This is a genomic window from Endozoicomonas sp. 8E (assembly GCF_032883915.1).
Lineage (GTDB): Bacteria > Pseudomonadota > Gammaproteobacteria > Pseudomonadales > Endozoicomonadaceae > Endozoicomonas_A.
The window spans coordinates 3,614,050-3,640,469 of the sequence record NZ_CP120717.1 but is presented as its reverse complement, the minus strand read 5'-3'; the positions used below and the strand labels follow the sequence as shown (position 1 = coordinate 3,640,469).

General features: G+C 46.1%; 15 protein-coding genes. All 15 read left to right on the top strand.

Annotated features, from left to right (window positions below; genetic code table 11):
• Positions 1-169: 169 nt before the first annotated feature.
• The 15 genes from P6910_RS11885 to P6910_RS11815 all read left to right on the top strand — a co-directional run bounded on the left by P6910_RS11885 (position 170) and on the right by P6910_RS11815 (position 26,398).
• Positions 170-1,756 (top strand): WD40 repeat domain-containing protein, encoded by a 1,587-nt coding sequence (locus P6910_RS11885; RefSeq protein ID WP_317146453.1) that lies wholly within the window; start codon positions 170-172, stop codon positions 1,754-1,756.
• A gap of 220 nt (positions 1,757-1,976) precedes the next feature.
• The gene (locus tag P6910_RS11880; protein ID WP_317146452.1) at positions 1,977-3,542 is read left to right on the top strand and encodes an F-box/WD repeat-containing protein; all 1,566 of its coding nucleotides are present in this window, start codon (positions 1,977-1,979) and stop codon (positions 3,540-3,542) included.
• Between the two features lie 156 nt (positions 3,543-3,698).
• Entirely contained in the window at positions 3,699-5,273 is a 1,575-nt protein-coding gene (locus tag P6910_RS11875) for a hypothetical protein (protein ID WP_317146451.1), read from the top strand.
• A gap of 97 nt (positions 5,274-5,370) precedes the next feature.
• Positions 5,371-6,921 carry a hypothetical protein gene (locus tag P6910_RS11870; protein ID WP_317146450.1) on the top strand — a complete coding sequence of 517 codons (1,551 nt, stop codon included), beginning with the start codon at positions 5,371-5,373 and terminating at the stop codon, positions 6,919-6,921.
• Between the two features lie 149 nt (positions 6,922-7,070).
• Complete coding sequence (locus tag P6910_RS11865) at positions 7,071-8,684, top strand: F-box/WD repeat-containing protein (RefSeq protein ID WP_317146449.1); 1,614 nt, start codon at positions 7,071-7,073, stop codon at positions 8,682-8,684.
• 149 nt (positions 8,685-8,833) lie between these two features.
• Complete coding sequence (locus P6910_RS11860) at positions 8,834-10,432, top strand: F-box/WD40 repeat-containing protein (protein ID WP_317146448.1); 1,599 nt, start codon at positions 8,834-8,836, stop codon at positions 10,430-10,432.
• Between the two features lie 149 nt (positions 10,433-10,581).
• On the top strand, positions 10,582-12,180 hold the full coding sequence (locus P6910_RS11855) for an F-box/WD repeat-containing protein (protein WP_317146447.1): 1,599 nt from the start codon (positions 10,582-10,584) through the stop codon (positions 12,178-12,180).
• 355 nt (positions 12,181-12,535) lie between these two features.
• The gene (locus P6910_RS11850) at positions 12,536-14,164 is read left to right on the top strand and encodes an F-box/WD repeat-containing protein (RefSeq protein ID WP_317146446.1); all 1,629 of its coding nucleotides are present in this window, start codon (positions 12,536-12,538) and stop codon (positions 14,162-14,164) included.
• Positions 14,148-15,698 carry an F-box/WD repeat-containing protein gene (locus P6910_RS11845; RefSeq protein WP_317146445.1) on the top strand — a complete coding sequence of 517 codons (1,551 nt, stop codon included), beginning with the start codon at positions 14,148-14,150 and terminating at the stop codon, positions 15,696-15,698. Before P6910_RS11850 ends, P6910_RS11845 begins: the two co-directional genes overlap by 17 nt.
• A 304-nt stretch (positions 15,699-16,002) precedes the next feature.
• Positions 16,003-17,562, top strand: a complete 1,560-nt coding sequence (locus P6910_RS11840) for an F-box/WD repeat-containing protein (protein ID WP_317146444.1) — start codon at positions 16,003-16,005, stop codon at positions 17,560-17,562.
• 148 nt (positions 17,563-17,710) lie between these two features.
• Positions 17,711-19,258 (top strand): F-box/WD40 repeat-containing protein, encoded by a 1,548-nt coding sequence (locus P6910_RS11835; RefSeq protein WP_317146443.1) that lies wholly within the window; start codon positions 17,711-17,713, stop codon positions 19,256-19,258.
• A gap of 149 nt (positions 19,259-19,407) precedes the next feature.
• Entirely contained in the window at positions 19,408-21,003 is a 1,596-nt protein-coding gene (locus tag P6910_RS11830; RefSeq protein WP_317146442.1) for an F-box/WD40 repeat-containing protein, read from the top strand.
• A gap of 148 nt (positions 21,004-21,151) precedes the next feature.
• Complete coding sequence (locus P6910_RS11825; RefSeq protein ID WP_317146441.1) at positions 21,152-22,756, top strand: F-box/WD repeat-containing protein; 1,605 nt, start codon at positions 21,152-21,154, stop codon at positions 22,754-22,756.
• A gap of 148 nt (positions 22,757-22,904) precedes the next feature.
• On the top strand, positions 22,905-24,596 hold the full coding sequence (locus P6910_RS11820) for an F-box/WD40 repeat-containing protein (RefSeq protein ID WP_317146440.1): 1,692 nt from the start codon (positions 22,905-22,907) through the stop codon (positions 24,594-24,596).
• A 62-nt stretch (positions 24,597-24,658) separates the two neighbouring features.
• Positions 24,659-26,398 carry an F-box protein gene (locus P6910_RS11815; protein WP_317146439.1) on the top strand — a complete coding sequence of 580 codons (1,740 nt, stop codon included), beginning with the start codon at positions 24,659-24,661 and terminating at the stop codon, positions 26,396-26,398.
• Positions 26,399-26,420: the final 22 nt, after the last annotated feature.

Sequence of the window (26,420 nt, the reverse complement as noted above, 5' to 3'; positions counted from 1 at the left end):
GGGTGGTCAGTGAGTGACACCATTCGGCCTGTGTTGAAAGAAATAAACTTTCTTAGCTGCACTTCACAACATGTCATGAACTTTTATTCTAAAACCGACTCTAAGCAGCTGGATCAAGATTGAACGTCGTTGCTCATCAAGGATAGCTACCTGCTTTCACAGAAAAAATATGAATGGAACAGATAATAACTCCAGAATTGTAGTTTCACTCTCGCCACCTAAGCGAGCTCATTTGCAAACACCAGAGGGTAACCATAGAGACAGGAGCGTCAGGGTATCTGACCAGAAAATAGATTATAAGCCTTCATTGCAGGCTATATCCTTATTATCACTTTCCATGATTTTTTCCTGTTTGGAGCTTAGAGATATCCGCAGTCTGGAACTTGCCTGTACCTTTCTTCGCAGGGCTGTCAAAGAGGATAACGCTTTGGCAAAAGCCTGGTATCGTCGGTTTCCTTCACCACAGCAGTATCAACTAAGAACAGCCATCAAAACAAAAGATGCCAGTCAACTCTGTGATTGGTTAGAGTCGTTTACGAATAATCAGGCGTTGCTGAAGCCACTCACAGACCTCAACCCGGTGGGGGTTTCTGTGCCTGCTCGGTTATATTTCACCAGAGCCAGGCTGATGTCCGAATATAAAATATTTAATTTGGTGAAAAAAGACACCATTCACGAAAATGGACTTGTCTACTCAGCCGCCCTCAGTGTTGATGGCCGCCATCTGTTAACCGTCAGTTCCGACAATACAGCAAAAATCTACCGCCACATGGCTGATGGATCATGGCAAACAAATACCATCATTCCCCATCAAAGCCGGGTCAACTCAGCTATTTTCAGCCACGATGGGGAGCGTGTGTTGACCACCAGTCGGGATGGTACAGCAAAAATATACCTTTTGGGGTGCGATGGGTCATGGTCAGAAAAAGCCTGCTTTTCCCACGATATCCCGGTTATATCAGCCAGCTTTAGCACCGATGATCGCCATGTGATAACCAGCAGTTCGGATGGAACGGCGCAACTTCATAGCCGGAAAGACGATGGATCATGGCAATTGACAGCCACATTTTCTCATAATGATGCGGTTTCCTCAGGTAACTTCAGCCCCGATGGCCACCATCTGGTCACCGCCAGTTGGGATAAGACAGCAAAAATCCATCGCCAGAAAACCGATGGATCATGGGAAAAAAACGCCTTCATTTTTTATCATCAGCTTCCTGTCAAGTCAGCCACCTTCAGCCCTGATGGCCGCCATCTGGTGACCGCCAGCGACGATTGGACGGCAAAAATCATTAGTCAGAATCCTGATGGCTCATGGGTAGAAAAAGCCTGCATTTCTCATAGAGACCGGGTTACATCAGCCAGCTTCAGCACCGACTGCCGTCATCTGGTGACCACCGGCAGTGATTGCAGAGTGAAAATCTACGGCCAGAAAAACAATGGATCATGGGTAGAAAAAACCATCTTTCACCATAAGGATCGTGTCAGGTCAGCGGCCTTCAGCCCTGATGGCCGCCATTTGGTGACCGCCAGTGATGATTTCACGGCGAAAATCATTGGTCAGCTGTCCGATGGGTCATGGGTAGAAAAAGCCTGTATTTCCCACAGATACTGGCTTAAATCAGCCAGCTTTAGCGACGATGGCAGCCATGTGGTGACCGCTGGTGGCAACAGGGTGATAATCACTGAACTACAGAGGAGTAACTTATTGCCTGCTGCCACAACCCTTTTTCAGCGTGTCTGTATAACCATGTGATTTTTCTTACTCAACAAGGGTGGTCACTGAGTGACGCCATTCTGCCTGCGTTGAAAGATAGAAATTATTAACCATTGTCCTGAATCAGAGTCCTGTTTTTGTTAGTTGAACTAAACAACATGTCATGAACTTTCCCTCTAAATCCGATTCTAACTACCTGAATCAATATTGGACGTCTTTGCCAATCAGGGATAAGTACTCACTTTCAGGGAAATAAAACATGCATGGAATAGATAATAAATCGAGCACCGATGGTTCACACTCCCCACCACCCGGGCAAGTTCGTTTGCAAACACCAAAGGTTATCTGCGCAGGCAGGAGCGTCACTGAACCCGACAAGGAAATCGAGAATAAACCTTCATTGCAGGGTTTATCTTCATTATCACTTGCCATGATTTTTTCTCATTTGAAGTTTCGGGATGTTAGCAGCTTAACAAAAGTATGTACCCGCTTTCGCGATCTTATCAAAGAAGATAACACTCTGGCAAAAGCCTGGTATCGACAGTTTTCTTCACCACACCAGTATCAACTCAGGAAAACCATCAATACAAAAAATGGGAATCAACTCCGTGCCTGGTTGCAGTCATTTACTAATGATGAGGCGGTACTGACGTCGTTCAAAGATTGCAAACCTGAGAGTGTTTATTTACCTGCACGGTTATATTTCACCAAGACTAAGCTGATGTCCGAGTGTAAAACCTTTAAATTGGTTAATAAAGCCAACATCAAGGAAGACAGGGCTATCGAAACAGCACTCCTCAGTGTTAACGGCCGCCATATGGTAACCGTCGCTGAAGACCCAAGAGAAAGAACGCCGCAAATCTACGTTTATAAGACTGACGGATCATGGGAAAATATAACCACCATTCCCCATGAGGACTGGGTCAACTCAGTTATTTTTAGCCTCGATGGTGACCGTGTGTTGACCGCCTGTGGCGATGGCACAGTGAAAATCTATGACAAGGAGGCTGATGGGTCATGGAAACATAAAGCGACCCTGGCAAATAATCGTCATGCATTAAGCCTCATTGTCGATGAGCGCCATGTGTTGACTACCAGCAGGGACGGAACGACGATGATCCATGGCCTGAAAGACGACGGATCATGGGAATTACCATCCACCCTTTCCCATAATGCACGTATCGAATCAGCCGCCCTCAGCGCCGATGGCTGCCATCTGGTCACAGCGGGTTTTGATTACACAGCAAAAATACACAGTCAGAAGACCGATGGATCATGGGAAGTGAAAGGTATCATTCCCCATGAAAGTCTCGTCTACACGGGCAACTTCAGCCCGGACAGTCACTATATCGTGACCGCAAGCCGCGATTTCACAGCAAAAATCTATGGCAGGCAGGCCGATGGGTCATGGCTGCCAGAAATCACCATTGAACACGATTGTGCTGTCAAGTCAGCCACCTTCAGTCCCGATGGCCGTTACGTGCTCACTGCCAGTAACGACTGCACGGTGAAAATCTATTACCTGAACGCTGATGAAAAATGGATAAAAAAAGCCACCTTTAACCATGACGATGGGGTCAATTCAGCCAGCTTCAGCCCTGATAGCCGCCATCTGGTCACTGCCAGCAGGGACGGAACGGCGAAAATCATCGGCCAGAACGACGATGGATCATGGTCAGAAAAAGCCAGAATTTACCATAAAGGCAATGTCTTATCTGCTACCTTCAGCGCCGATGGCAGCCATGTGATTACCGTCGGCAGGGACTGCGAGGTGCAAATCACTGAACTACGAATGAATGATGCATTACCTGCTGTCATTGTCTGACGTCTTTCTGCGAGTGCGAAAAGACAGAAACTTTGTCAGTTGCACTTAACAACATGTTATGAACTTTTCATTCCGAAGCAGCCTCTAAGCTGAACACATAATTTTCGAACGTCTCTGTTGATCGAAGATAAATTCCAGATTTATGAGGAGCCAAACATGCACGGAATAGATAATAATCCCTTCGTTGAAGGTCCAGTCTCACCACCAAAAGAGCGAGCTCAATTGGTAACACCAACGACTGACAGCGCAGGCAGGAGCGTCACTGTTGCTGGCGAGGAGAAAAAGCCAAGAACATCACTACTGTCTTTATCCTCATTTTCCATGATTTTTCGCTGTTTGCAGCTTAGAGATATTTACAATACAGGACTGTCATGCAAGCGCCTCCAAACCGCTGTCAAAGACGACAATGCTCTGGCAAAAGCCTGGTATCGCCAGTTTTCTTCAGCACACCAGCATCAACTAAGCACGTCCATCAATGCAAAAGACAGTAATCAAATTCGTGATTGGTTAAACCCCTTCACAGAGGATAAGGCGTTAGTCGAGCCATTGGCAAATCTCAGACTGGAGAGCGTTTATTCGCCTGCCCTGTTATATTTCACCAGAGCCCGGCTAATGTCTCAATATGAAACATTTAATCTGAATACAGAAGCCACCATTCACAAAAATAATCTTATCAACTCAGCCGCCCTCAGCGTCGATGGCCGTCATCTTGTGACCGCCAGTAATAACTCTAAGGCGACTATCTATGACCAGAAGAGTGTTGGATCATGGGTAAAAAAAACCAGCATTCCCAGTCACTACAATGTCAAATCACCCATTTTCAGCCCTGATGGTCAGCATTTGCTAACAATCAGCACCGATTACACGGCGAAAATATATAGCCTGGGGTCCGATGAATCATGGGCATTATCAACCACCCTCACCCTGCGCAATGATGGTATTGTCCAATCAGCCGCTTTCAGCACCGATGGCTGCCATGTAATAACCGTCTGCTGGGATCACACAGCGAAAATCCATAGCCGGATGGACGATGGATCATGGGCAGTAACAGCCAGCATTTCTCGAGGTTATATCGAACAAAACAAACCCATGACCGACGACGTCAATAAGATATCTGCCTCCTTCAGCACCGATGGCAACCATTTAGTAATCACCTGGGGGGATCACACAGCGCAAATCCTTAGCCAGAAGGCCGATGGATCATGGGAATTAGAAGGTATCATTTCCCATAAATACAGCATCAATTCAGCCAGTTTCAGCCCCGATGGCCGCTATGTAGTAACTGCCAGCGATGACCAAGAGGCGAAAATCTTTGGCAGGGACAGCAATGGATTATGGGTACAAATAGCCACCATTCACCACGAGCGTTCTGTTAACTCAGCTGCCTTCAGCCCCGATAGCCGCCATATAGTGACTGCCAGTCATGATGGTACAGTGAAAATCTACTACCTGGACGCTCATGAATCATGGCAAGAAAAAGCCGTGTTTGAACATCCTGACGCTGTGTCTTCAGCCACCTTCAGCCTTGATGGCCACCTTATAGCGACGGCTTGCGACAACGGTATAGCAAAAATCATTGGTCAGGCGACCGATGGTTCGTGGTCAGAAAGAGCCAGCATTACCCATGATGACTTTGTTACGACAGCCACTTTTAGCGCCGATAATCGCTATGTGGTCACCGCCAGTTGGGATGGAACAGTGCAAATCAATGAACTGCAGAGAAATGATTGAATGCTGTTGACTGAGTGACGCCATTCGGCAATTAACCAGCTCAATGCTTTACGTAATTGCCAATCAAGAATAAATACTCAGTCTCTGGGAACAAATCATGAATGGGATAGGTAATAACTCCAGCATTGAAGGCTTTCATTCAGAACCTGAACGAGTTCAATCAAGAACAGATGCGGCTAGCCGTGCGGGCAGAACAATCTCTCTAGCTGACACAGGAAAAAATGAAAAACCTTCACTGCAGCATTTATCCTTATTATCTCTTTCCAGGGTTTTTCGTTATTTGAAGCTCAGGGATATTCGCAGTTTACAACAGGTATGTATCCACCTTCGCGATCTTGTCGAACAGGATAACGCTCTGGCAAAAGCCTGGTATCGCCGGTTTCCTTCACCCCATCAGCATCAACTGAGCATGACCATCAGTAGAAAAAATGACTATCAACTCCGTGATTGGTTGCAGTCGTTTTCGAATGACAAAGAGTTAGTCAATTCGCTCGTGGGGCAACGGGAAAGTGTTTATTTTCCTGCTCTGTTGTATTTCACCAGGGCTAAGCTGATGTCTCATGATGAAAGGTTTAAACTGGTCACAAATTCCATCATCAAGGAAGAGAGAACTATCAACTCAGCCGCCCTCAGTGCCGATGGCCGCCATCTGGCCAGCGCCAGTAATATAGTGAGAATCTACGGCCAGGAGGCCAATGGATCATGGACACAAAAAGGCTACATTTCACACAACCGTGACCTCAACTCAGTCAGTTTCAGTCCCGATGGTCAGCATCTGGTGACTGCCTGTTATGATGGTACGGCAAAAATATATGGTCTGGGGTGCGATAAATCATGGACACAAAAAGCCATCATTACCCATGAGTATTCGGTGCAATCAGCCACCTTCAGTGCCGATAGCCGCCATGTGTTGACCGCCAGTTGGGACAAGACAGCGAAAATCCATAGCCAGAACGACGATGGATCATGGCAATTAACAGCCACCTTTTGCCATGATGATTTTGTCCAATCAGCTACCTTCAGCAGCGATGGCCGCCATCTGGTCACCGCCAGTTGGGATAAAACAGCGAAAATCCATAGCCAGAAGGACAATGGACCATGGAGATTAGAAGCCATCATTCACCATAATGACGTAGTCAATTCAGCCAGCTTCAGTCTCGATAACCACTGTGTGGTCACTGCCAGCAGGGATCACACCGCGAAAATCTGCGCTAAGAACGACAAAGGTTTATGGGAAGTAAAGGCCATCATTGACCACAAGGATCATGTCAAGATAGCCAACTTCAGCCCGGACAGCCGTCATGTAGTCACTGCCAGCAAAGATGACACAGTGAAAATTTACGGCAGAAAGGCCGATGGCTCATGGGAAATAAAAGCCATCTTTTATCATAGGTCCTGGGTCATATCAGCCATCTTCAGCCCTGATGGCCGCCATATTGTGACTGCCAGCGGTGACTCAACGGCCAAAATCATTGCTCAGAAGGCCGATGGCTCATGGTCAGAAATAGCCAGCATTGCCCATTTTAACTGGATAACATCAGCGAGTTTTAACGACGATGGCCATCGTGTGATCACTGCCGGTTGGGATGCCAGTGTGAGAATCACTGAACTGGAGTGCTATCATTCGTTGTCTGCTGTCACTAAGTGATGCCATTCTGCGTGTACTGAAAGAAACTTTGTCAGTTGCACTTAACAACCTGTTATGAACTTTCGTTCCGAAACTGGCTCCAACTAAATAAATGATTGTTAACCGACCTTGTTAATCGAAGATAAATATCAATTTTGCAGGAACCAGTCATGCATGAAATAAATAATAATCCCGGTATTAAACCTCCATTAAAACGAGTTCGAGATCGATTGTTAGCACTAGTGGGTTGGAATGCGGGTAGGTCCGTCACTCTACCTGATAAGGAAATAAGGCAACAATCTTCATTGCTGGCTTTATCCTCAGATACACTATCCAGGATTTTTTGCCATTTAACACTTCGGGATATTCGCAGTTTACAAAAGGTATGTGTCCGCCTTCGTGACGTTATCAAAGCAGATAACACCCTGGCAAAAGCCTGGTTTGGCCAGTTTTCATCACCACACCAGAATCAACTCAGGATGGCCATTAATGTAAAAGACAAGGAACAACTCCATGCCTGGCTTGAGTCGTTCTCTAATGATCAGGCGTTACTCAATTGGCTCACAGATTGCCGAACAGAAAGTGTTTATTTACCTGCTCTGTTATTTTTCACCAGGGCTGAGCTGATGTCTAAATGTGAAAACTATGAACGGGTCACTAAAGCCATCATTGATAAAACTTATCTTGCCAACTCAGTCATCGATACTCCTGATCACCTGCCGATGGAATTCCTTACTAAAGTGTATTCAGCCGCCCTCAGTGCTGATGGCCGCTATCTGGTTACCGCCAATGGAGACTATACGGTAAAAATTTACGCCCGCAAGGCGGATGGAATATGGGAAATAAACACCACTATTCCCCATGAAAACCGGGTCGAGTCAGTCATTTTCAGCCCCGATAGTCAACATTTATTAACCATCTGTTTGAATTACACGGCGAAGATATGTGCTCTGGGGTGCGATGGGTCTTGGGAACCAAAAACCATCATTCTCCATAGTGGACGCATCAAATCAGCCGCCTTCAGCACCAATAGTCAACATGTGGTGACCGCCAGTTGGGATTGCAGAGCGAAAATCTATAGCCTGAAGGATGATGGATCATGGAAATATACAGCCATCCTTCCCCATTGGTCTTCTGTCTATTCAGCCACTTTCAGCACTGACGACTGCCATTTGGTAACGGGCTGTCACGATAAAACGGTAAAAATTCATAGCCTGAGGGCTGATGGATTATCATGGCAAGTAAAAGACTCCATTCCCCATAATGGTATTGTCATATCAGCCAGGTTCAGCCCCAATGGCCGCTATCTGGTCACCGCTAGCAGGGATTGCAAGGCAAGAATCTTTATCAAGAAGGCCGACGGATCATGGAAAAAAATTTCCACCATTGAACACAATGGAATCGTCAACACAGCCACTTTCAGCCCCGATGGCCGCCATGTAGCCACTGCCAGCTACGATGGCACGGTGAAAATCTACGGTCGAAAAGCCAATGGCTTTTGGGAAGAGAAAGCCACCTTTTCCCACAAGGATTGGGCCTTATCAGCGACCTTCAGTCCTGACGGTCGCCATCTGGTGACTGCCAGCAGAGACAAAACGGTGAAAATCATCGCTCAGCAGGATGACGGGTCATGGTTAGAAAAAGCCACCATTACCCATGATGACAAGATCTCATCGGCCGCCTTTAGCGCCGATTGCAGCCAGGTGATCACAGCCAGTGAGGATGGTACAGTGATTATCACTGAACTACGGAGGAATCCTTCATTGCCTGCTGTCACTGACTGACAGCGTCCTGCACATACCGAAAGTCATTTTGTCAGTTGCACTGACCAACCTGTTCTGAACTTTCATCCTGAAACTGTCTCTGACTGACTAAATGATTTTTAACCGCCCTTGTTGATCAAAGATAAATAACAACTTTGCAGGAACCCGTCATGCATGGAATAAATAATGATTCCGTTATTGAACCACTAATAACGCAAACTCTATCGCTAACACCAACGGGTAACCATACGCGCTGGTCCATCACTGTAGCCGACAAGGAAAAAAATTCTTCATTTCAGGATTTAACCTCAGATACGCTGTCCCTGATTTTTCGCCATTTAAAACTTCGGGATATTCGCAGTTTACAAAAGGTATGTACCCGCCTTCGCGACCTGATCAAAGAAGATAACGCTCTGGCAAAAGCCTGGTATCGCCAGTTTTCTTCAATACACCAGAATCAACTGAGAATGACCATCTTTGCAAAAGATAAGAATCAACTCCGTAACTGGCTTAAGTCGTTTTCGAATGAGAAGACGTTAGTCGAGTCACTCATCGATCTCCAGCCGACGAGTATTTATTCACCTGCGCTGTTATTTTTCACCAGGGCTGAGATGATGTCTAAATGTAAAACCTTTGAATTAGTCACTAAAGCCACCATTGGCAAAACTTATAATACCAACTCAGCCATCAACTTCGAAGAATACCTCCGTATAAAACGCCTCAATAAAGTCAACTCAGCCGCCCTCAGTGCCGATGGCCTTTATCTGCTAACCACCAATGGCGACGATTCGGCAAAAATATACCACCAAAAGGCTGATGGAACATGGGATAAAAAAAACACCATTACCCATAACACTTGGGTCGAATCAGCTACCTTCAGTAGCGATAGTCATCATGTAGTAACCGCCAGTGCGGATGGCACGGCGAAGATATACGATCTGGGATGTGATGAATCATGGGAACAAAACACCACCATTCTCCATGATCGTTGCATCGTATCAGCTACCTTCAGCACCGACAGCCAACATCTGGTTACCGCCAGTCTGGACGGGACTGTGAAAATCCATAGCAAGATGCTCAATGAGTCATGGAAGCTTATGGCCGACCTTCCCCATGAGAAAGCTGTCTATTCGGCCACTTTCAGCACCGATGGCTGCCATGTGTTAACCGCCAGTCAGGATGATACTGCGAAAATCTATAGTCAGCAGACCGATAGATCATGGATAGAAAAAGAGGTTTTTTCCCATGAGGGAGCAGTCCTGTCAGCCACCTTCAGCGCCGATGGTCATTATGTGGCCACTGCCAGTAGGGATTGTAAGGCGAAAATCCATAGCAAAAAGGCCGATGGATCATGGCAACTAAATACCATTATTCAACACATGAAAGGTGTCAACTCGGCCACCTTTAGCCCCGATGGCCGACATGTGGTGACTGCCAGCACTGATGGCACAGTGAAAATCTGCGGCCGAAAAGCCGATGACTTATGGGAAGAAAAAGCCATCATTCACCATAAGGGCTATGTTCACACAGCCACCTTCAGCCCTGATAGCCGCCACGTGGTGACTGCCAGCAATGACGAAACGGCAAAAATTATTGGTCAACAGGATGATGGGACATGGTTAGAAAAAGCCAACATTGTTCATCATAACTCTATCTCATCGGCCACCTTTAACCCTGACGGTAGTCAGGTGATTACATCCAGTATGGATGGCACAGTGAGAATCACTGAACTGCGAAGGAATCATTTATTGTCTGCTGTCACTGACTGACAGCGTCCTGCACATACCGAAAGTCATTTTGTCAGTTGCACTGACCAACCTGTTCTGAACTTTCATCCTGAAACTGTCTCTGACTGACTAAATAATTTTTCACCGCCCTTGTTGATCAAAGATAAATAACAACTTTGCAGGAACCCGTCATGCATGGAATAAATAATGACTCCGCTATTGAACTACCAATAACGCAAAACCTATCGCTAACACCAACGGGTAACCATGCGCGCAGGTCCATCACTGTAGCTGATAAGGAAAAAAAATCTTCATTTCAGGATTTAACCTCAGATACGCTGTCCCTGATTTTTTGCCATTTAAAACTTCGGGATATTCGCAGTTTACAAAAGGTATGTACCCGCCTTCGCGACGTTATTAAAGAAGATAACGCTCTGGCAAAATCCTGGTATCGCCAGTTTTCCTTACCACACCAGCAGCAACTGAGGATGAGCATCAGAACAAAAAATAAGAATCAACTCCGTGCGTGGCTTATGTCGTTTTCGAATGATATGGCATTAGTCAAGTCACTCACAAACCGCCAACCGATAAGTGTTTATTCAGCCGGTCTGTTATTTTTTAACAAGGCTAAGCTGATGTCTGGATGTGAAACGTTTAAATTATTCACTAAAGCCACCATTGACAAAACTTATAAAACCAGCTCAGCCACCAGCAATGTCGAATGCAACCGTTTAGCGGGACTCAATCAAGTCAACTCAGCCGACCTCAGTGCCGATGGCCTCCATCTGGTCACCGCCAATGGAGACAAAACGGCGAAAATTTACGGCCAAAAGGCCGATGGAACATGGGGAAAAAAAACCACCATTTCCCATGACGGATGGGTCGAGTTAGCCATTTTCAGCCCCGATAGTCACCATTTAGTCACCGTCAGTTTGAATGGAAAGGCGAAGATATATGATCTGGCGTGCGATCAATCATGGGAACTAAACACCACCATTCTCCATGATGGTCTCATCAATTCAGCCAGCTTCAGCACCGATTGCCGACATCTTGCGACCGCCGGTTCCGATAACACAGCGAAAATTCATAGCCGGAAGGACGATGGATCATGGAAGTTGACAGCCATTCTTCCCCATAAGTCTTCTGTCCGTTCAGCCACTTTCAGCACCGATGGCTGCTATTTGGTAACCGCCTGTAACGATATGGTGGCGAAAATCTACAGCCAGAGGGCTGGTCGAAGCTGGGAAGAAAAAGATACCATTCCCCATGATGGTGCTGTCCTGTCAGCCAGTTTCAGCGCCGATGGTCACTATGTGGTCACCGCCAGTATGGATTACAAGGCGAAAATCTATGAGGAGAAGTCCGATGGATCATGGCAAGAAAATACCGTCATTCAACACACGCAAACTGTCAACTCGGCCACCTTCAGTCCCGATGGCCGCCATCTGGTGACCGCCAGCAACGATGGCACAGTGAAAATAGTCGGCCGAAAAGCCAATGGCTTTTGGGAAGGTAAAGCCACCTTTTCCCATAAGAATTCGGTTACATCAGCCACCTTCAGCCCTGATGGCCGCCATCTGGTGACTGCCAGCTATGACAAAACGGCAAAAATCATTGGTCAGCAGGATGATGGCTCCTGGTCAGAAAAGGCCAACGTTGTTCATGATGACTGGATCTTATCGGCCAACTTTAGCGCCGATGGTAGCCATGTGGTCACCGCCAGTAGTAATGGCATAGTGAAAATCACTGAACTACAGAGGAATGATTTATTGTCTGCTGTCGCCGAGTGATACCGTCCTGTAAGTACTCAGCCATACGGAATCGAATATTTCTGGCTTATTGGGCAGGTGCTCTGCAAGGCGCAACGACGGGAACATAGCAAGCTATGTGACCAGAGTTGCAACGCCGCACGACTGCATGGATGCAGGAGCTAGAGCAACGCAGGAGCAGTTGCCGCGAGTGCCTGAACAATGAGTCAGAAAATATGATTTCGTATGGTTGAGTACTTATATGCCGAAAGAAATTTTGTTAATTCACTTACCAGCCTGTTTTGAACTTTCATTCTGAAATTGTGTCTGACTAACCAAATAATGTCTAAACCTCCTTGTTGATCAAAGATAAATAACAACTTTGCTGGAACCCGTCATGCATGGAATAAATAATAATTCTGTTATTGAGCCACTACTGACACAAGATCAAGCTCTATTGCTAACAGCAACGGGTAACAGTGCGGACAGGTCCATTACTGTACCTGACAAGGAAAAAAAATCTTCATTTAAGGATTTAACCTCAGATACACTGTCCTTGATTTTTCGCCATTTGAAACTTCGGGATATTCGCAGTTTACAAAAGGTATCTACCCGCCTTCGCGACCTTATCAAAGAAGATAGCGCTCTGGCAAAAGCCTGGTATCGCCAGTTTTCTTCAGCACACCAGAATCAACTGAGGATGACCATCAGCATAAAAGATAAGAATCAAATCAGAGCCTGGTTTGAGCCGTTTACGAATGATCCGGCGTTACTCGAGTCACTCACGGTTCGCCAGCCCACGAGTGTTTATTCACCTGCTCTATTATTTTTCACCAGGGCTGAGCTGATGTCTCAATGTAAAACCTTTGAATTAGTCACAAAAGCCACCATTGAAAAAATTTATAACGCCAACTCAGCCACCAGCACTGACGAGCTCATGCTTATAGAATCTGACAACAGAGTCTTCTCGGCCGACCTCAGTGCTGATGGCCGCTATCTGGTCACCGCCAATGGCGACAATACTGCAAAAATCTACGGCCACAAGGCTGATGGCACATGGGAAATTAAAACCACCATACCTCTTGATAGAGGGGTCGTATCGGCAATTTTCAGTCCCGATAGTCACCATCTGGTCATCGCCAGTCCGTATGACATGGTGAAGCTATGTGACCTGGAATCCAATGAATCATGGAAACCAAAGGCCACCATTAGCCATGATCTTTCAGTCTGTTCAGTCAGCTTCAGCACCGATAGTCGACATGTCGTAACCGCCAGTACTGATCACACAGCAAAAATCTACAGTCAGATGGATGATGGATCATGGAATTTAACTGCCATCCTTCCCCAATACAGTCCTGTCCATTCAGCCACTTTCAGCACCGATGGCCGCCATTTGCTAATCGCCTGCTGGGATAAAATCGCGAAAATCTATAGCCAGAACGACAGATTATGGGAAGAAAAAGTGGTTTTTCCCCATGAGGAGGCTATCCTGTCAGCCGCCTTCAGCGCCGATAGTCGCTATGTGGTTACCGTCGGTATGCAAGATTGCAGGGCGAAAATCTATGAGAAGAAATCCGATGGATCATGGGAAGAAAACACCTTCATTCAAGACACTAAAGATGTCAAATCGGCCTCCTTCAGCCCCGATGGCCGTCATTTGGTGACGACCAGAAAAGATCAGACCGTGAAAATTTACGGCCGAAAAGCCGATGGCTTATGGGAAGAAAAAGCCACCTTTTTCCATAACGACTGGGTCTTATCAGCCACCTTCAGCCCTGATGGCCGCCATGTGGTGACGGCAAGCAGGGATGGAAGGGCGAAAATCATTGGTCAGCAGGATGATGGTTCATGGTTAGAAAAAGCCAACATTTTCCATGATGACTCTATTTCATCGGCCACCTTTAGCGCCGATGGCAGTCAGGTGATCACATCCAGTGTGGATGGCATAGTGAAAATCACTGAACTGCGAAAGGTTGAGTACTTAAATAGCAACTTTGCAAGAGCCAGTCATGCATGGAATAAATAAAAAAACCGTTACTGAACCATCACTTACAGAAGCTCAAGCTCTATCGCTAACACCAACAGGTAACCATACGGGCAGGTCTGTTAGTGTACCTGACAAGGAAAAAGAATCTTCATTTCAGGATTTAAGCTCAGATACGCTGTTCTTGATTTTTCGCCATTTGAAACTTCGGGATATTCGCAGTTTACAAAAGGTATCTACCCGCCTTCGAGACCTTATCAAAGAAGATAACGCACTGGCAAAAGCCTGGTATAGCCAGTTTTCTTCAGCACACCAGAAGCAACTGAGAATGACCCTCACCATTAAAGATAAGCACCAACTCCGAGCCTGGTTTGAGTCGTTTTCCAATAATCAGGCGTTACTCGAGTCACTTACAGACCGCCAGCCAACCAGTACTTATTTACCTGCTCTATTATTTTTCACCAGGGCTGAGCTGATGTCTGAATGTGAAACCTTTGAACTAGTCACCAGAGCTACCATTGACATAAGATGTGAAGTCTACTCAGCCAACCTCAGTGCTGATGAACGATACCTGGTCACCGCCAATGGAGACAATACAGCAACAATCTTCTGCCACGAGCCTGATGGGTCATGGGAAATAAAAACAACCATTCCACATGAAAAATTTGTCCAATCACCGAATTTCAGCCCCGATAGTCACCATGTAGTAACCGTCAGTGATGATGGCACGGCAAATATATATGGTCTGGGATGCAATGGAACCTGGGAAGCAAACACCACCATTCGCCATGATCTTGAGATCAGTTCAGCCAGCTTCAGCACCGATAGTCGTCATGTCGTGACCGCCAGTTGGGATAACACAGCGAAAATCCATAGCCGAAAGGATGATGGATCATGGGTGTTAACCGCCATCCTTCCCCATAAAAAATCTGTCAATTCAGCCATTTTCAGCACCGATGGCCGCCATGTGGTAACCACCTGCATGGATAAAACGGCGAAAATCCATCGCCAGAAAGACAATGGATTATGGGAAGAAGAAGATACCATCGCCAGTTATGCCAATGCCCTTTCAGCCACGTTCAGCCCCGATACTCGCTATATGGTCACCGCAAGTATGGATGGCATGGCGAGGATTTATAGCAAGAAGGCCGATGGATCATGGGAAGAAAATTTCATCATTGAACACAGGAAAACTGTCAACTCGGCCACCTTCAGCCCCGATGGCCGTCATCTAGTGACTGCCAGCAAAGATTACACAGTGAAAATTTACGGCAGAAAAGCCGATGGCTTTTGGAAAGAAAAAGCCATCTTTTCCCATAAGGATTGGGTTTTATCAGCCACCTTCAGCCCTGATAGCCGCCATGTGGTGACTGCCAGCTATGACAAAACGGCGAAAATCATTGGTCAGCAGGACGACGGGTCATGGTCAGAAAAAGCCAATATTGTTCATGGTAAACCTATCTCATCGGCCACCTTTAGCGCCGATGGCAGCCAGGTGATCACAGCCGGTTTCGATGGCATAGTGAAAATCACTGAACTACGGAGGAATCATTCATTGTCTGCTGTCACTGAGTGACGCCATCCTGTGAATGTACCGAAAGAAATTTTGTTAGTTTCACTGACCAACCTGTTATGAACTTTCATTCTGAAACTGTCTCTGACTAACTAGCAGCCTGTCGGACTTAAACGTCCGTAGCGAGGATTGCAAGAAATTGAGGATAAAAATCTCTGTTTCTGAGGAGAATAGCGAGCTATTTGACGAAGAAACAGGGATTTTTAGACCAATTTATTGCAACCGCAGTAGGACAGTCTTAAGTCCGACAGGCTGCTAGAACGCCCTTGTTGATCAAAGATAATTAGCAACTTTGCAAGAGCCAGTCATGCATGGAATAAATAATCCTCCTGTCACTGAACCACTACCAGCGCAAGTTCAAGCTCTATCACTAACACCAACGGGTAACAGTGTGGGCAGGTCCATTACTGTACCTGACAAGGAAAAAAAATCTTCTTTTCAGGATTTAACCTCAGATACGCTGTCCCTGATTTTTCGCCATTTGAAACTTCGGGATATTCGCAGTTTACAAAAGGTATGTACCCGCCTTCGCGACCTGATCAAAGAAGACAACACACTGGCAAAAGCCTGGTATCGCCAGCTTTCTTCGGCACACCAGAATCAACTGAGAATGACCATCAGCAGAAAAGACAAGAATCAACTCCGAGCCTGGTTTGAGTCGTTTTCTAATGATCAGGCGTTACTCAAAACACTTACAAACCTCCAGCCCACAAGTGTTTATTCACCTGCTCTGTTATTTTTCACCAGGGCTGAGCTGATGTCTCAATGTAAAACCTTTGAATTAGTCACTAAAGCCACCATTGATATAAAGTCTGAAGTCTACTCAGTCGACCTCAGTGCTGATGGCCACTATCTGGTCACCGCCAATGGCGACAATACGGCAAAAATCTACTGCCAAAAGGCTGATGGAACCTGGGGAAAAATAACCTCTATTGCCCATGACGAAAGGGTCAAATCAGCGATTTTTAGCCCCGATAGTCACCATCTACTTACTGCTGGTGATGATGACACAGTAAAGATAGTTAATCGGGAGTGCGATGAATCATGGCAACCAAACACTACCATTTCCCATGATGCAGGCATCAATTCAGCCAGCTTCAGCACCGACAGTCGACATGTCCTGACCGCCTGTTATGATGGCATAACGCAAATCCATAGCCGGAACGACGATGATAGATCATGGCAGTTATCAGCCACCCTTCCCCTTCCCCATTACATACCTGTCTATTCAGCCTTTTTCAGCACCGATGCCCGCCATGTGGTGACCGCCTGCGACGATAAAATGGCGAAAATCCTTAGCCAGAGAGACGATAGATTATGGGAAGTAGAAGGTGTCATTACTCATAATGCTCCTGTCATGTCAGCCACCTTCAGTGCCGATGGTTGCTATTTGGTTACCGCCAGTAGTGATGGCAAAGCGAAAATCTGTGAGAAGAAAGCCGATGGATCATGGGAAAAAAATACCACCATTCAACACAGGAAAACTGTCCATTCGGCCGTTTTCAACCCCGATAACCGTCATGTAGTGACCGCCAGCAAAGATCGCACAGTGAAAATAGTCGGCCGAAAAGCCAATGGCTTATGGGAAGAAAAAGCCACCTTTTCCCACAAGAATTGGGTCTCATCAGCCACCTTCAGCCCTGATGGCCGCCATCTGGTGACTGTCAGCTATGACAACACGGCAAAAATCATTGGTCAGCAGGACGATGGCTCATGGTTAGAAAAAGCCAACATTGTCCATGATGACTCTATTTCATCGGCCACCTTTAGCGCCGATGGCAGCCAGGTGATCACATCCAGTGTGGATGGCGTAGTAAAAATCACTGAACTACGGAGGAATCATTTATTGTCTGCTGTCACTGAGTGATACCTTTCTGCATGTGCCGAAAGTCATTTTGTTAGTTTCACTGACCAACCTGTTATGAACTTTCATTCTGAAATTGTCTCTGACTACTAAATAATTTTGAACCCTCCTTGTTGATCAAAGATAAATAGCAACTTTGCAGGAACCCGTCATGCATGGAATAAATAATGATTCCGTTAATGAACCACCACTACCGCATATCCAGGATCTATCGCTAACACCAACGGGAAACCATGCGGGCAGGTCCATTACAGTACCTGACAAGGAAAAGAAATCTTCATTTCAGGATTTAACCTCAGATACGCTGTCCCTGATTTTTCGCCATTTGAAGCTTAGGGATATTCGCAGTTTACAAAAGGTATGTACCCGCCTCCGCGACCTGATCAAAGAAGATAACGCACTGGCAAAAGCCTGGTATCGACAGTTTTCTTCAGCACACCAGAATCAACTGATGATGACCATCACCAGAAAAGACAAGAATCAACTCCGAGCCTGGTTTGAGTCGTTTTCTAATGATCAGGCGTTACTCAAAACACTTACAAATCTCCAGCCCACAAGTGTTTATTCACCTGCTCTGTTATTTTTCACCAGGGCTGAGTTGATGTCTCAATGTGAAACCTTTGAATTAGTCACAAAAGCCACCATCGATATAGAGTCTATAGTGCACTCAGCCGACCTCAGTGCTGATGGCCGCTATCTGGTCACCGCCAATCGAGACGATACGGCAAAAATCTACGGCCAAAAGGCTGATGGAATATGGGAAATTAAAACCACAATTCCTCATGATCAGGAGGTCATATCAGCAATTTTCAGCCCCGATAGTCACCATCTGTTAACCGTTAGTGCGTGCAAGGCGAGGATATGTGACCTGGAATACAATGAATCATGGGAACCAAACACCACCATTCGCCATAATTGTCAGATCAGTTCAGCCACCTTCAGCACCGATAGTCGTCATGTCATGACCGCCAGTCATGATGACACTGCAATAATCCATAGTCAGAAGGATGATGGATCATGGCAGTTAACAGCCATCCTTCCCCATAACCAATCTGTCAATTCAGCCTTTTTCAGCACCGATGGCCGTCATGTGGTAACCGCCTGCAATGATTGTACGGCGAAAATCCATAGCCAGAACGACGAATTATGGGAAGAAAAAGATGTCATCCGCCATAACAATATTGTCCTGTCAGCCGCTTTCAGCCCCGATGGTCGCTATGTGGTGACCGCCAGCCAGGATTACAATGCGAAAATCTATGAGAAGAAGTCCGATGGATCATGGGAAGAAAATAGCATCATTCAGCACAGTAAAGCTGTCAGATCAGCCACCTTCAGCCCCGATGGTCGTCATTTAGTGACGGCCAGCAAAGATTACACAGTGAAAATTTGCGGCAGAAAAGCCAATGGCTTATGGGAAGAAAAAGCCTCCTTTACCCATAAGCTTTGGGTCTCATCAGCCTCCTTCAGCCCTGATAGCCGCCACCTGGTGACAACTGTCATGTTTTGTAAAACGGCGAAAATCATTGGCCAGCAGGATGATGGAACATGGTTAGAAAAAGCCAATATTGTCCATGATGACTTTATCACATCGGCCACCTTTAGCGCCGATGGCAGCCAGGTGATCACATCCGGTTTTGATGGCATAGTGAAAATCACTGAACTACGGAGGAATCATTGGTTGTCTGCTGTCGCTGAGTAACACCTTCATGTATGTGCCGAAAGGCATTTTGTTAGTTGCACTGACCAATCTGTTCTGAACTTTCATTCTGAAATTGTCTCTGACTGACTAGATAATTTTTAAACGCCCCTGTCGATCAAGGATAAATAACAACCTTGCAGGAACCCGGTATGCATCGAATAAATAATGACTCCGTTATTAAACCACCAATAATGCAAACTCAAGCTCTATTGCTAACGGGTAACCATGCTGGCAAATCAATCACTGTAACTGACAAGGAAAAAAAATCTTCATTTCAGGATTTAACCTCAGATACGCTGTCTCTGATTTTTCGTCATTTGAAACTTCGGGATATTCGCAGTTTACAAAAGGTATGTACCCGCCTTCGCGACCTGATCAAAGAAGATAACGCACTGGCAAAAGCCTGGTATCGACAGTTTTCTTCAGCACACCAGAATCAACTGAGGATGTCCATCAACAGAAAAGACAAGAATCAACTCCGGGCCTGGTTTGAGTCGTTTACGAATGATCAGGCGTTACTCAAGTCACTCACAGTCCGCCAGCCGACGAGTGTTTATTCACCTGCTTTATTATTTTTCACCAGAGCTGAGCTGATGTCTAAATGCAAAACCTTTGAGTTAGTCACAAAAGCCACCATTGACAAAACATATGAAGCGAACTCAGCCACATCCTTTGAGGACCGCATGTATATGGCACTCCTCAATAGTGTTATATCAGCTGCCCTAAGTGCTGATGGCCGCTATCTGGTCACTGCCAATGGAGATAAAACGGCAAAAATCTACGGCCTCCAACCTGATGGAACATGGGAAAAAAAAGCCGCCATTCCCCATGACGGAGAGGTCCAATCAGTGATTTTCAGCCCCGATAGTCATCATGTAGCTACTGCCAGTTCGAATGGCACGGCAAAGATAGTTGATTTGAGGTGCGATGAATCATGGGAACCAAACACCACCATTCGCCATGATCCTGTGATCAGTTCAGCCAGCTTCAGCACCGATAGTCGTCATGTCGTAACCGCCTGTTTGGATAAGACAGTGCAAATCCATAGCCGGAAGGATGATGGATCATGGGTGTCAACAGCCACCCTTCCCCATAAAAAATTTGTCCATTCAGCCATTTTCAGCACCGATGGCCGCCATGTGTTGACCACCGCTGGTAACACGCTGAACATCCATAGTCAGAAGGACGATGGATCATGGGAAGAAAAAGATGCCATTCCTCATGTTGGTGATGCCCTGTCAGCCATCTTTAGCGCCGATAGTCGCTATGTGGTCACCGCAAATATGGATGGCACAGCGAGAATCTTTAGCAAGAAGGCCGATGGATCATGGGAAGAAAATTTCATCATTAAACACAGGAAAACTGTCAGCTCGGCCACCTTCAGCCCCGATAGCCGTTATGTAGTGACTGCCAGCAAAGATAACACAGTGAGAATTTACGGTAGAAAAGCCGATGGCTTTTGGGAAAAAAAAGCCACCTTTTCCCATAAGGATTGGGTCTTATCAGCCACCTTCAGCCCTGATGGCCGCCATGTGGTGACTGCCAGCTATGACAAAACGGCGAAAATCATTGGTCAGCAGGATGATGGGTCATGGTCAGAAAAAGCCCATATTGTTCATGATGAACCTATCTCATCGGCCTCCTTCAGCGCCGATGGCAGTCAGGTGATCACATCCAGTTTCGATGGCATAGTGAAAATCACTGAACTACGCAGGAATCATTTATTGTCTGCTGTCACTGAGTGATACCTTTCTGCATGTGCCGAAAGTCATTTTGTTAGTTTCACTGACCAACCTGTTATGAACTTTCATTCTGAAATTGTCTCTGACTACTAAATAATTTTGAGCCCTCCTTGTTGATCAAAGATAAATAGCAACTTTGCAGGAACCCGTGATGCATGGAATAAATAATGATTCCGTTATTGAACCACCACCGCAAGTCCAGGCACTATCGCTAACACCAACGGGTAACCATGCGGGCAGGTCCATTACTGTCCCTGACAAGGAAAAGAAATCTTCATTTCAGGATTTAACCTCAGATACGCTGTCTCTGATTTTTCGCCATTTGAAACTTCGGGATATTCGCAGTTTACAAAAGGTATGTACCCGCCTCCGCGACCTGATCAAAGAAGATAACGCACTGGCAAAAGCCTGGTTTCGACAGTTTTCTTCAGCACACCAGAATCAACTGAGGATGTCCATCAACAGAAAAGACAAGAATCAACTCCGGGCCTGGTTTGAATTATTTTCTAATGATCAGGCATTACTCGAGTCACTCACAGATCGCCAACCGACGAGTGTTTATTCACCTGCTTTATTATTTTTCACCAGGGCTGAGCTGATGTCTAAATGCAAAACTTTTGAGTTAGTCACAAAAGCCACCATTGACAAAACATATGAAGCGAACTCAGCCACATCCTTTGAGGACCACATGAATATGTCACACCTAAATAGGGTTGTATCGGCCGCCCTGAGTGCTGATGGCCGCTATCTGGTCACCGCCAATGGAGACAAAACGGCAAAAATCTACGACCACCAACCTGATGGAACATGGGAAAAAAAAACCACCATTCCCCATGACAGACAGGTCAAATCAGCGGTTTTCAGCCCCGATAGTCATCATCTAGCAACTGCCAGTGTGAATGGCACGGCAATAATATTTGATTTGAGGTGCGATGAATCATGGGAACCAAACACCACCATTGTCCATGGTCGTGACATCAAATCAGTCGGCTTCAGCACCGATAGCCAACATGTGGTGACCGCCAGTTTTGATTACACAGCGAAAATCCATAGCCAGAAGGATGATGGATCATGGCAGTTAACAGCCATCATTCCCCATAACGATTTAGTCAATTCAGCCACTTTCAGCACCGATGGTTGCCATGTGATCACAGCCAGTCTCGATAAAACGGTGAAAATTTACAGCCAAATGGACGACAGATCATGGAAAGAAAAAGATGTCATTACCCATAATGATGGCGTCCTGTCAGCCACCTTCAGCGCCGATGGTCGCTATGTGGCCACCGCCAGTAAAGATTGCATTGCGACAATCTATGAGAAGAAGTCCGATGGAGCATGGGAAATAAATACCACCATTCAACACAGCCAAGCTTTTAACTTGGCCACCTTCAGTCCCGATAGCCGTCATCTGGTGACTGCCAGCAACAATTACTTAATGAAAATATACGGTCGAAAAGCCAATGGCTTGTGGGAAGTAAAAGCCATCTTTGACCATGAGCCATTCGTCGTATCAGCCACCTTCAGCCCTGATGGTCGCCATGTGGTGACTGCTTCTAACTATCTCACAAGGGCGAAAATTTTTGGTCAGCAGGATGATGGAACATGGTTGGAAAAAGCCACTATTATCCATGATCGCCGGATATCATCGGCCTCCTTCAGCGCCGATGGCAGTCAGGTGATCACATCCAGTTTCGATGGCATAGTGAAAATCACTGAACTTCGGAGGAATCATTTGTTGTCTGCTGTCACTGGGTAACACCATCCTCAATGTACCAAAAGAAATTTTGTCAGTTTCACTGACCAACCTGTTCTGAACTTTCATTCTGAAATTGTCTCTGACTGACTAAATAATTTTAACCGTCCTTGTTGATCAAAGATAAACAGCAACTTTGAAAGAGCCAGTCATGCACAGAATAGATAATAATCCCGGTCCTGAACTACCAATACCGCAAGTTCAAGCTCTATCGCTAACACCAACGGGCAACCATGCGGGCAGGTTCATTACTGAACCTGACCAGGAAAAGAAACCTTCATTGCAGCATTTAGCCTCAGAGACACTGTCCTTTATTTTTCGCCATTTGAAACTTCGTGATATTCGCAGTTTACAAAAGGTATGTACCCGCCTTCGCGACGTAATCAAAGAAGATAACGCTCTGGCAAAAGCCTGGTTTCGCCAGTTTTCTTCAGAACACCAGTCTCGGCTATTGATGACCCTCACTAGAAAAGACAAGCATCAACTCCGAGCCTGGTTTGAGTCGTTTACCAATGATCAGGTATTACTCGGGTCACTCACAGATCGCCAGCCGACGAGTGTTTATTTAGCCAGTCTGTTATTTTTCACCAGGGTTGAGATGATGTCTCAATGTAAAACATTTGAATTGGTCACTAAATCCACCATTGACAAAACTTATAACCCCAACTCAGCCACCAGCGAAGTTGATCGCCTCCGTATGGTACACCTCAGCGGAGTCGACTCAGCCGCCCTCAGTGCTGATGGCCGCTATCTGCTCACCGCCAATAACGACTGTTCGGCAAAAATCTACGGCTGCATGGCTGATGGAACATGGGAAATAAAAACCATCATTCGCCATTACGGAGACACCAGATCAGCGATTTTCAGCCCCGATAGTCGCCATGCTGTCATCACCAGTGATGCCAAGGCAATGATATATGATCTGGGATGCAATGAATCATGGGAACAAAACACCATCATTCTCCATGGTCGTGACATCAAATCAGCCATCTTCAGCAGCGATAGTCGGCATGTCGCGACTGTCAGTATTGATGACACAACACAAATTCATAGCCAGAAGGATCATGGATCATGGGAGTTAACAGCCACCCTTCCCCGTCGGAATGCTGTCCTTTCAGCCACTTTCACCCTTGTTGGCTGTCATTTGGTAACCGCCTGTCGGGATAAGACGGTGAAAATCTATAGCCAGAAGGGCGATGGATCCTGGGAACAAAAAGATATCATTTCCCATGATAGTGTTGTCGAGTTAGCGACCTTCAGCGCCGATGGTTGCTATGTGATCATCGCCAGTACCGATTGCAAGGCGAAAATCTATGGCAAGAAGTGCGATGGATCATGGGTAGAAAATACCGTCATTCAACACGGTAATCATCTCAACTCGGCCACCTTCAGCCCCGATGCCCGCCACGTAGTGACTGCCAGCAGCGATCGCACAGTGAAAATTTATGGCAGAAAAACCAATGACTTCTGGGAAGAAAAAGCCACCTTTTCCTATAGCGGGTCTGTCTTATCAGCCACCTTCAGCCCCGATGGCTGCCATGTGGTGACTACTATCTTCTTCAGTAAAACGGCGAAAATCATTGGTGAGCAGGATGATGGCTCATGGTTAGAAAAGGCCAACATTGCCCATGATGACTGGATCTCATCGGCCACCTTTAATGCCGATGGCAGTCAGGTGATCACATCCAGCCAGGATGGCATAGTGAAAATCACTGAACTACGGAGGAATCATCTATTGTCTGCTGTCGCTGAGCAACACCTTCATGTATGTGCCGAAAGGCATTTTGTTAGTTGCACTGACCAAACTGTTCTGAACTTTCATTCTGAAATTGTCTCTGACTGACTAGATAATTTTTAAACGCCCCTGTTGATCAAGGATAAATAACAACCTTGCAGGAACACGGTATGCATCAAATAAATAATGATTCCGTTATTAAACCACCAATAATGCAAACTCAAGCTCTATCGCTAACGGGTAACCATGCTGGCAGGTCCATCACTGTAACTGACAAGGAAAAAAAATCTTCATTTCAGGATTTAACCTCAGATACGCTGTCTCTGATTTTTCGTCATTTGAAACTTCGGGATATTCGCAGTTTACAAAAGGTATGTACCCGCCTTCGCGACCTGATCAAAGAAGATAACACACTGGCAAAAGCCTGGTTTCGACAGTTTTCTTCAGCACACCAGAATCAACTGAGGATGTCCATCAACAGAAAAGACAAGAATCAACTCCGGGCCTGGTTTGAATTATTTTCTAATGATCAGGCATTACTCGAGTCACTCACAGATCGCCAGCCCACAAGGGTTTATTCACCTGCTCTATTATTTTTCACCAGAGCTGAGCTGATGTCTCAATGTAAAACCTTTGAATCAGTCACTATAGCCACTATTGACAAAACGTATAAAGCGAACTCAGCCACCAGCGATGACGATCGCGACGATATAATACACAAGAATAAAATCAACTCAGTCTGCCTCAGTGCTGATGGCCGCTATCTGGTCACCGGCAATGGAGACCATACGGCAAAAATCTACGGCCACAAGCCTGATGGAACATGGGAATTAAAAACCATCATTCGCCATGATGGAGTGGTCGAATCAGCGACTTTCAGTCCCGATATTCAACATCTGGTGACTGCCGACGGGAATGGCAAGGTGAAGATACTTGATCTGAGGTGCGATGAATCATGGGAACCAAACACCACCATTCGCCATTATGGTGCCGTCAGATCAGCCACCTTCAGCACCGATAGCCGACAGCTGGTGACCGCCAGTTACGATAGAACAGTAAAAATCCATAGCCGGAAGGACGATGATGGATCATGGCAGTTAACGGCCACCCTTCGCCATAAAGATTTAGTCTTTTCAGCCAGTTTCAGCACCGATAGGAGCCATCTGGTCACAGCCTGCTGGAATAAAACGGCGAGAATCTACAGCCAGAAGGACGGATCATGGGAAGTGATAAAAGCCATTCCCCATAGAGATGCTGTCCTGTCAGCCACCTTCAGCGCCGGTGGTAACTACGTGGTCACCGCCACTATAGATGGCAAGGTGAAAATTTATACCAAAGAGGCCGATGGATCATGGGAAGAAAATTTCATCATTGAACACAAGGAAACTGTCAACTCGGCCACCTTCAGTCCCGATAGCCGCCATTTAGTGACTGCCAGCGACGATGGCACAGTGAAAATTTACGACAGAACCGCCAGTGGCTCATGGGAAAGAGAAACCACCTTTCGCCTTAAGGAGAGTGTCGCAAAATTCCAACAACTCGTTCCCACGCAGAGGGTGAGAATACATAACTCCCCTGAAAACCAGACTCTACAGCGTGTGATATTGTATGGGTTACCACGCTGGAGGGTGAGAGCCAGAGGTTTTGATAAACCCTCTGATTGTCGGGGCTTATCAGCCACCTTCAGCCCTGATGGCCGACATATGGTGATTTATCACAAAACGGCGTTCATCATTGGTCAGCAGGATAATGGGTCATGGTCAGAAAAAGCCACCATTACCCATGATGAAAGGATCTCATCGGCCACCTTTAGCGCCGATGGCAGCCAGGTGATCACAGCCAGTGTGGATGGCATAGTGAAAATCACTGAACTACGGAGGAATCATTTATTGTCTGCTGTCACTGAGTGACACCTTTGCGAAAGAAATTTTG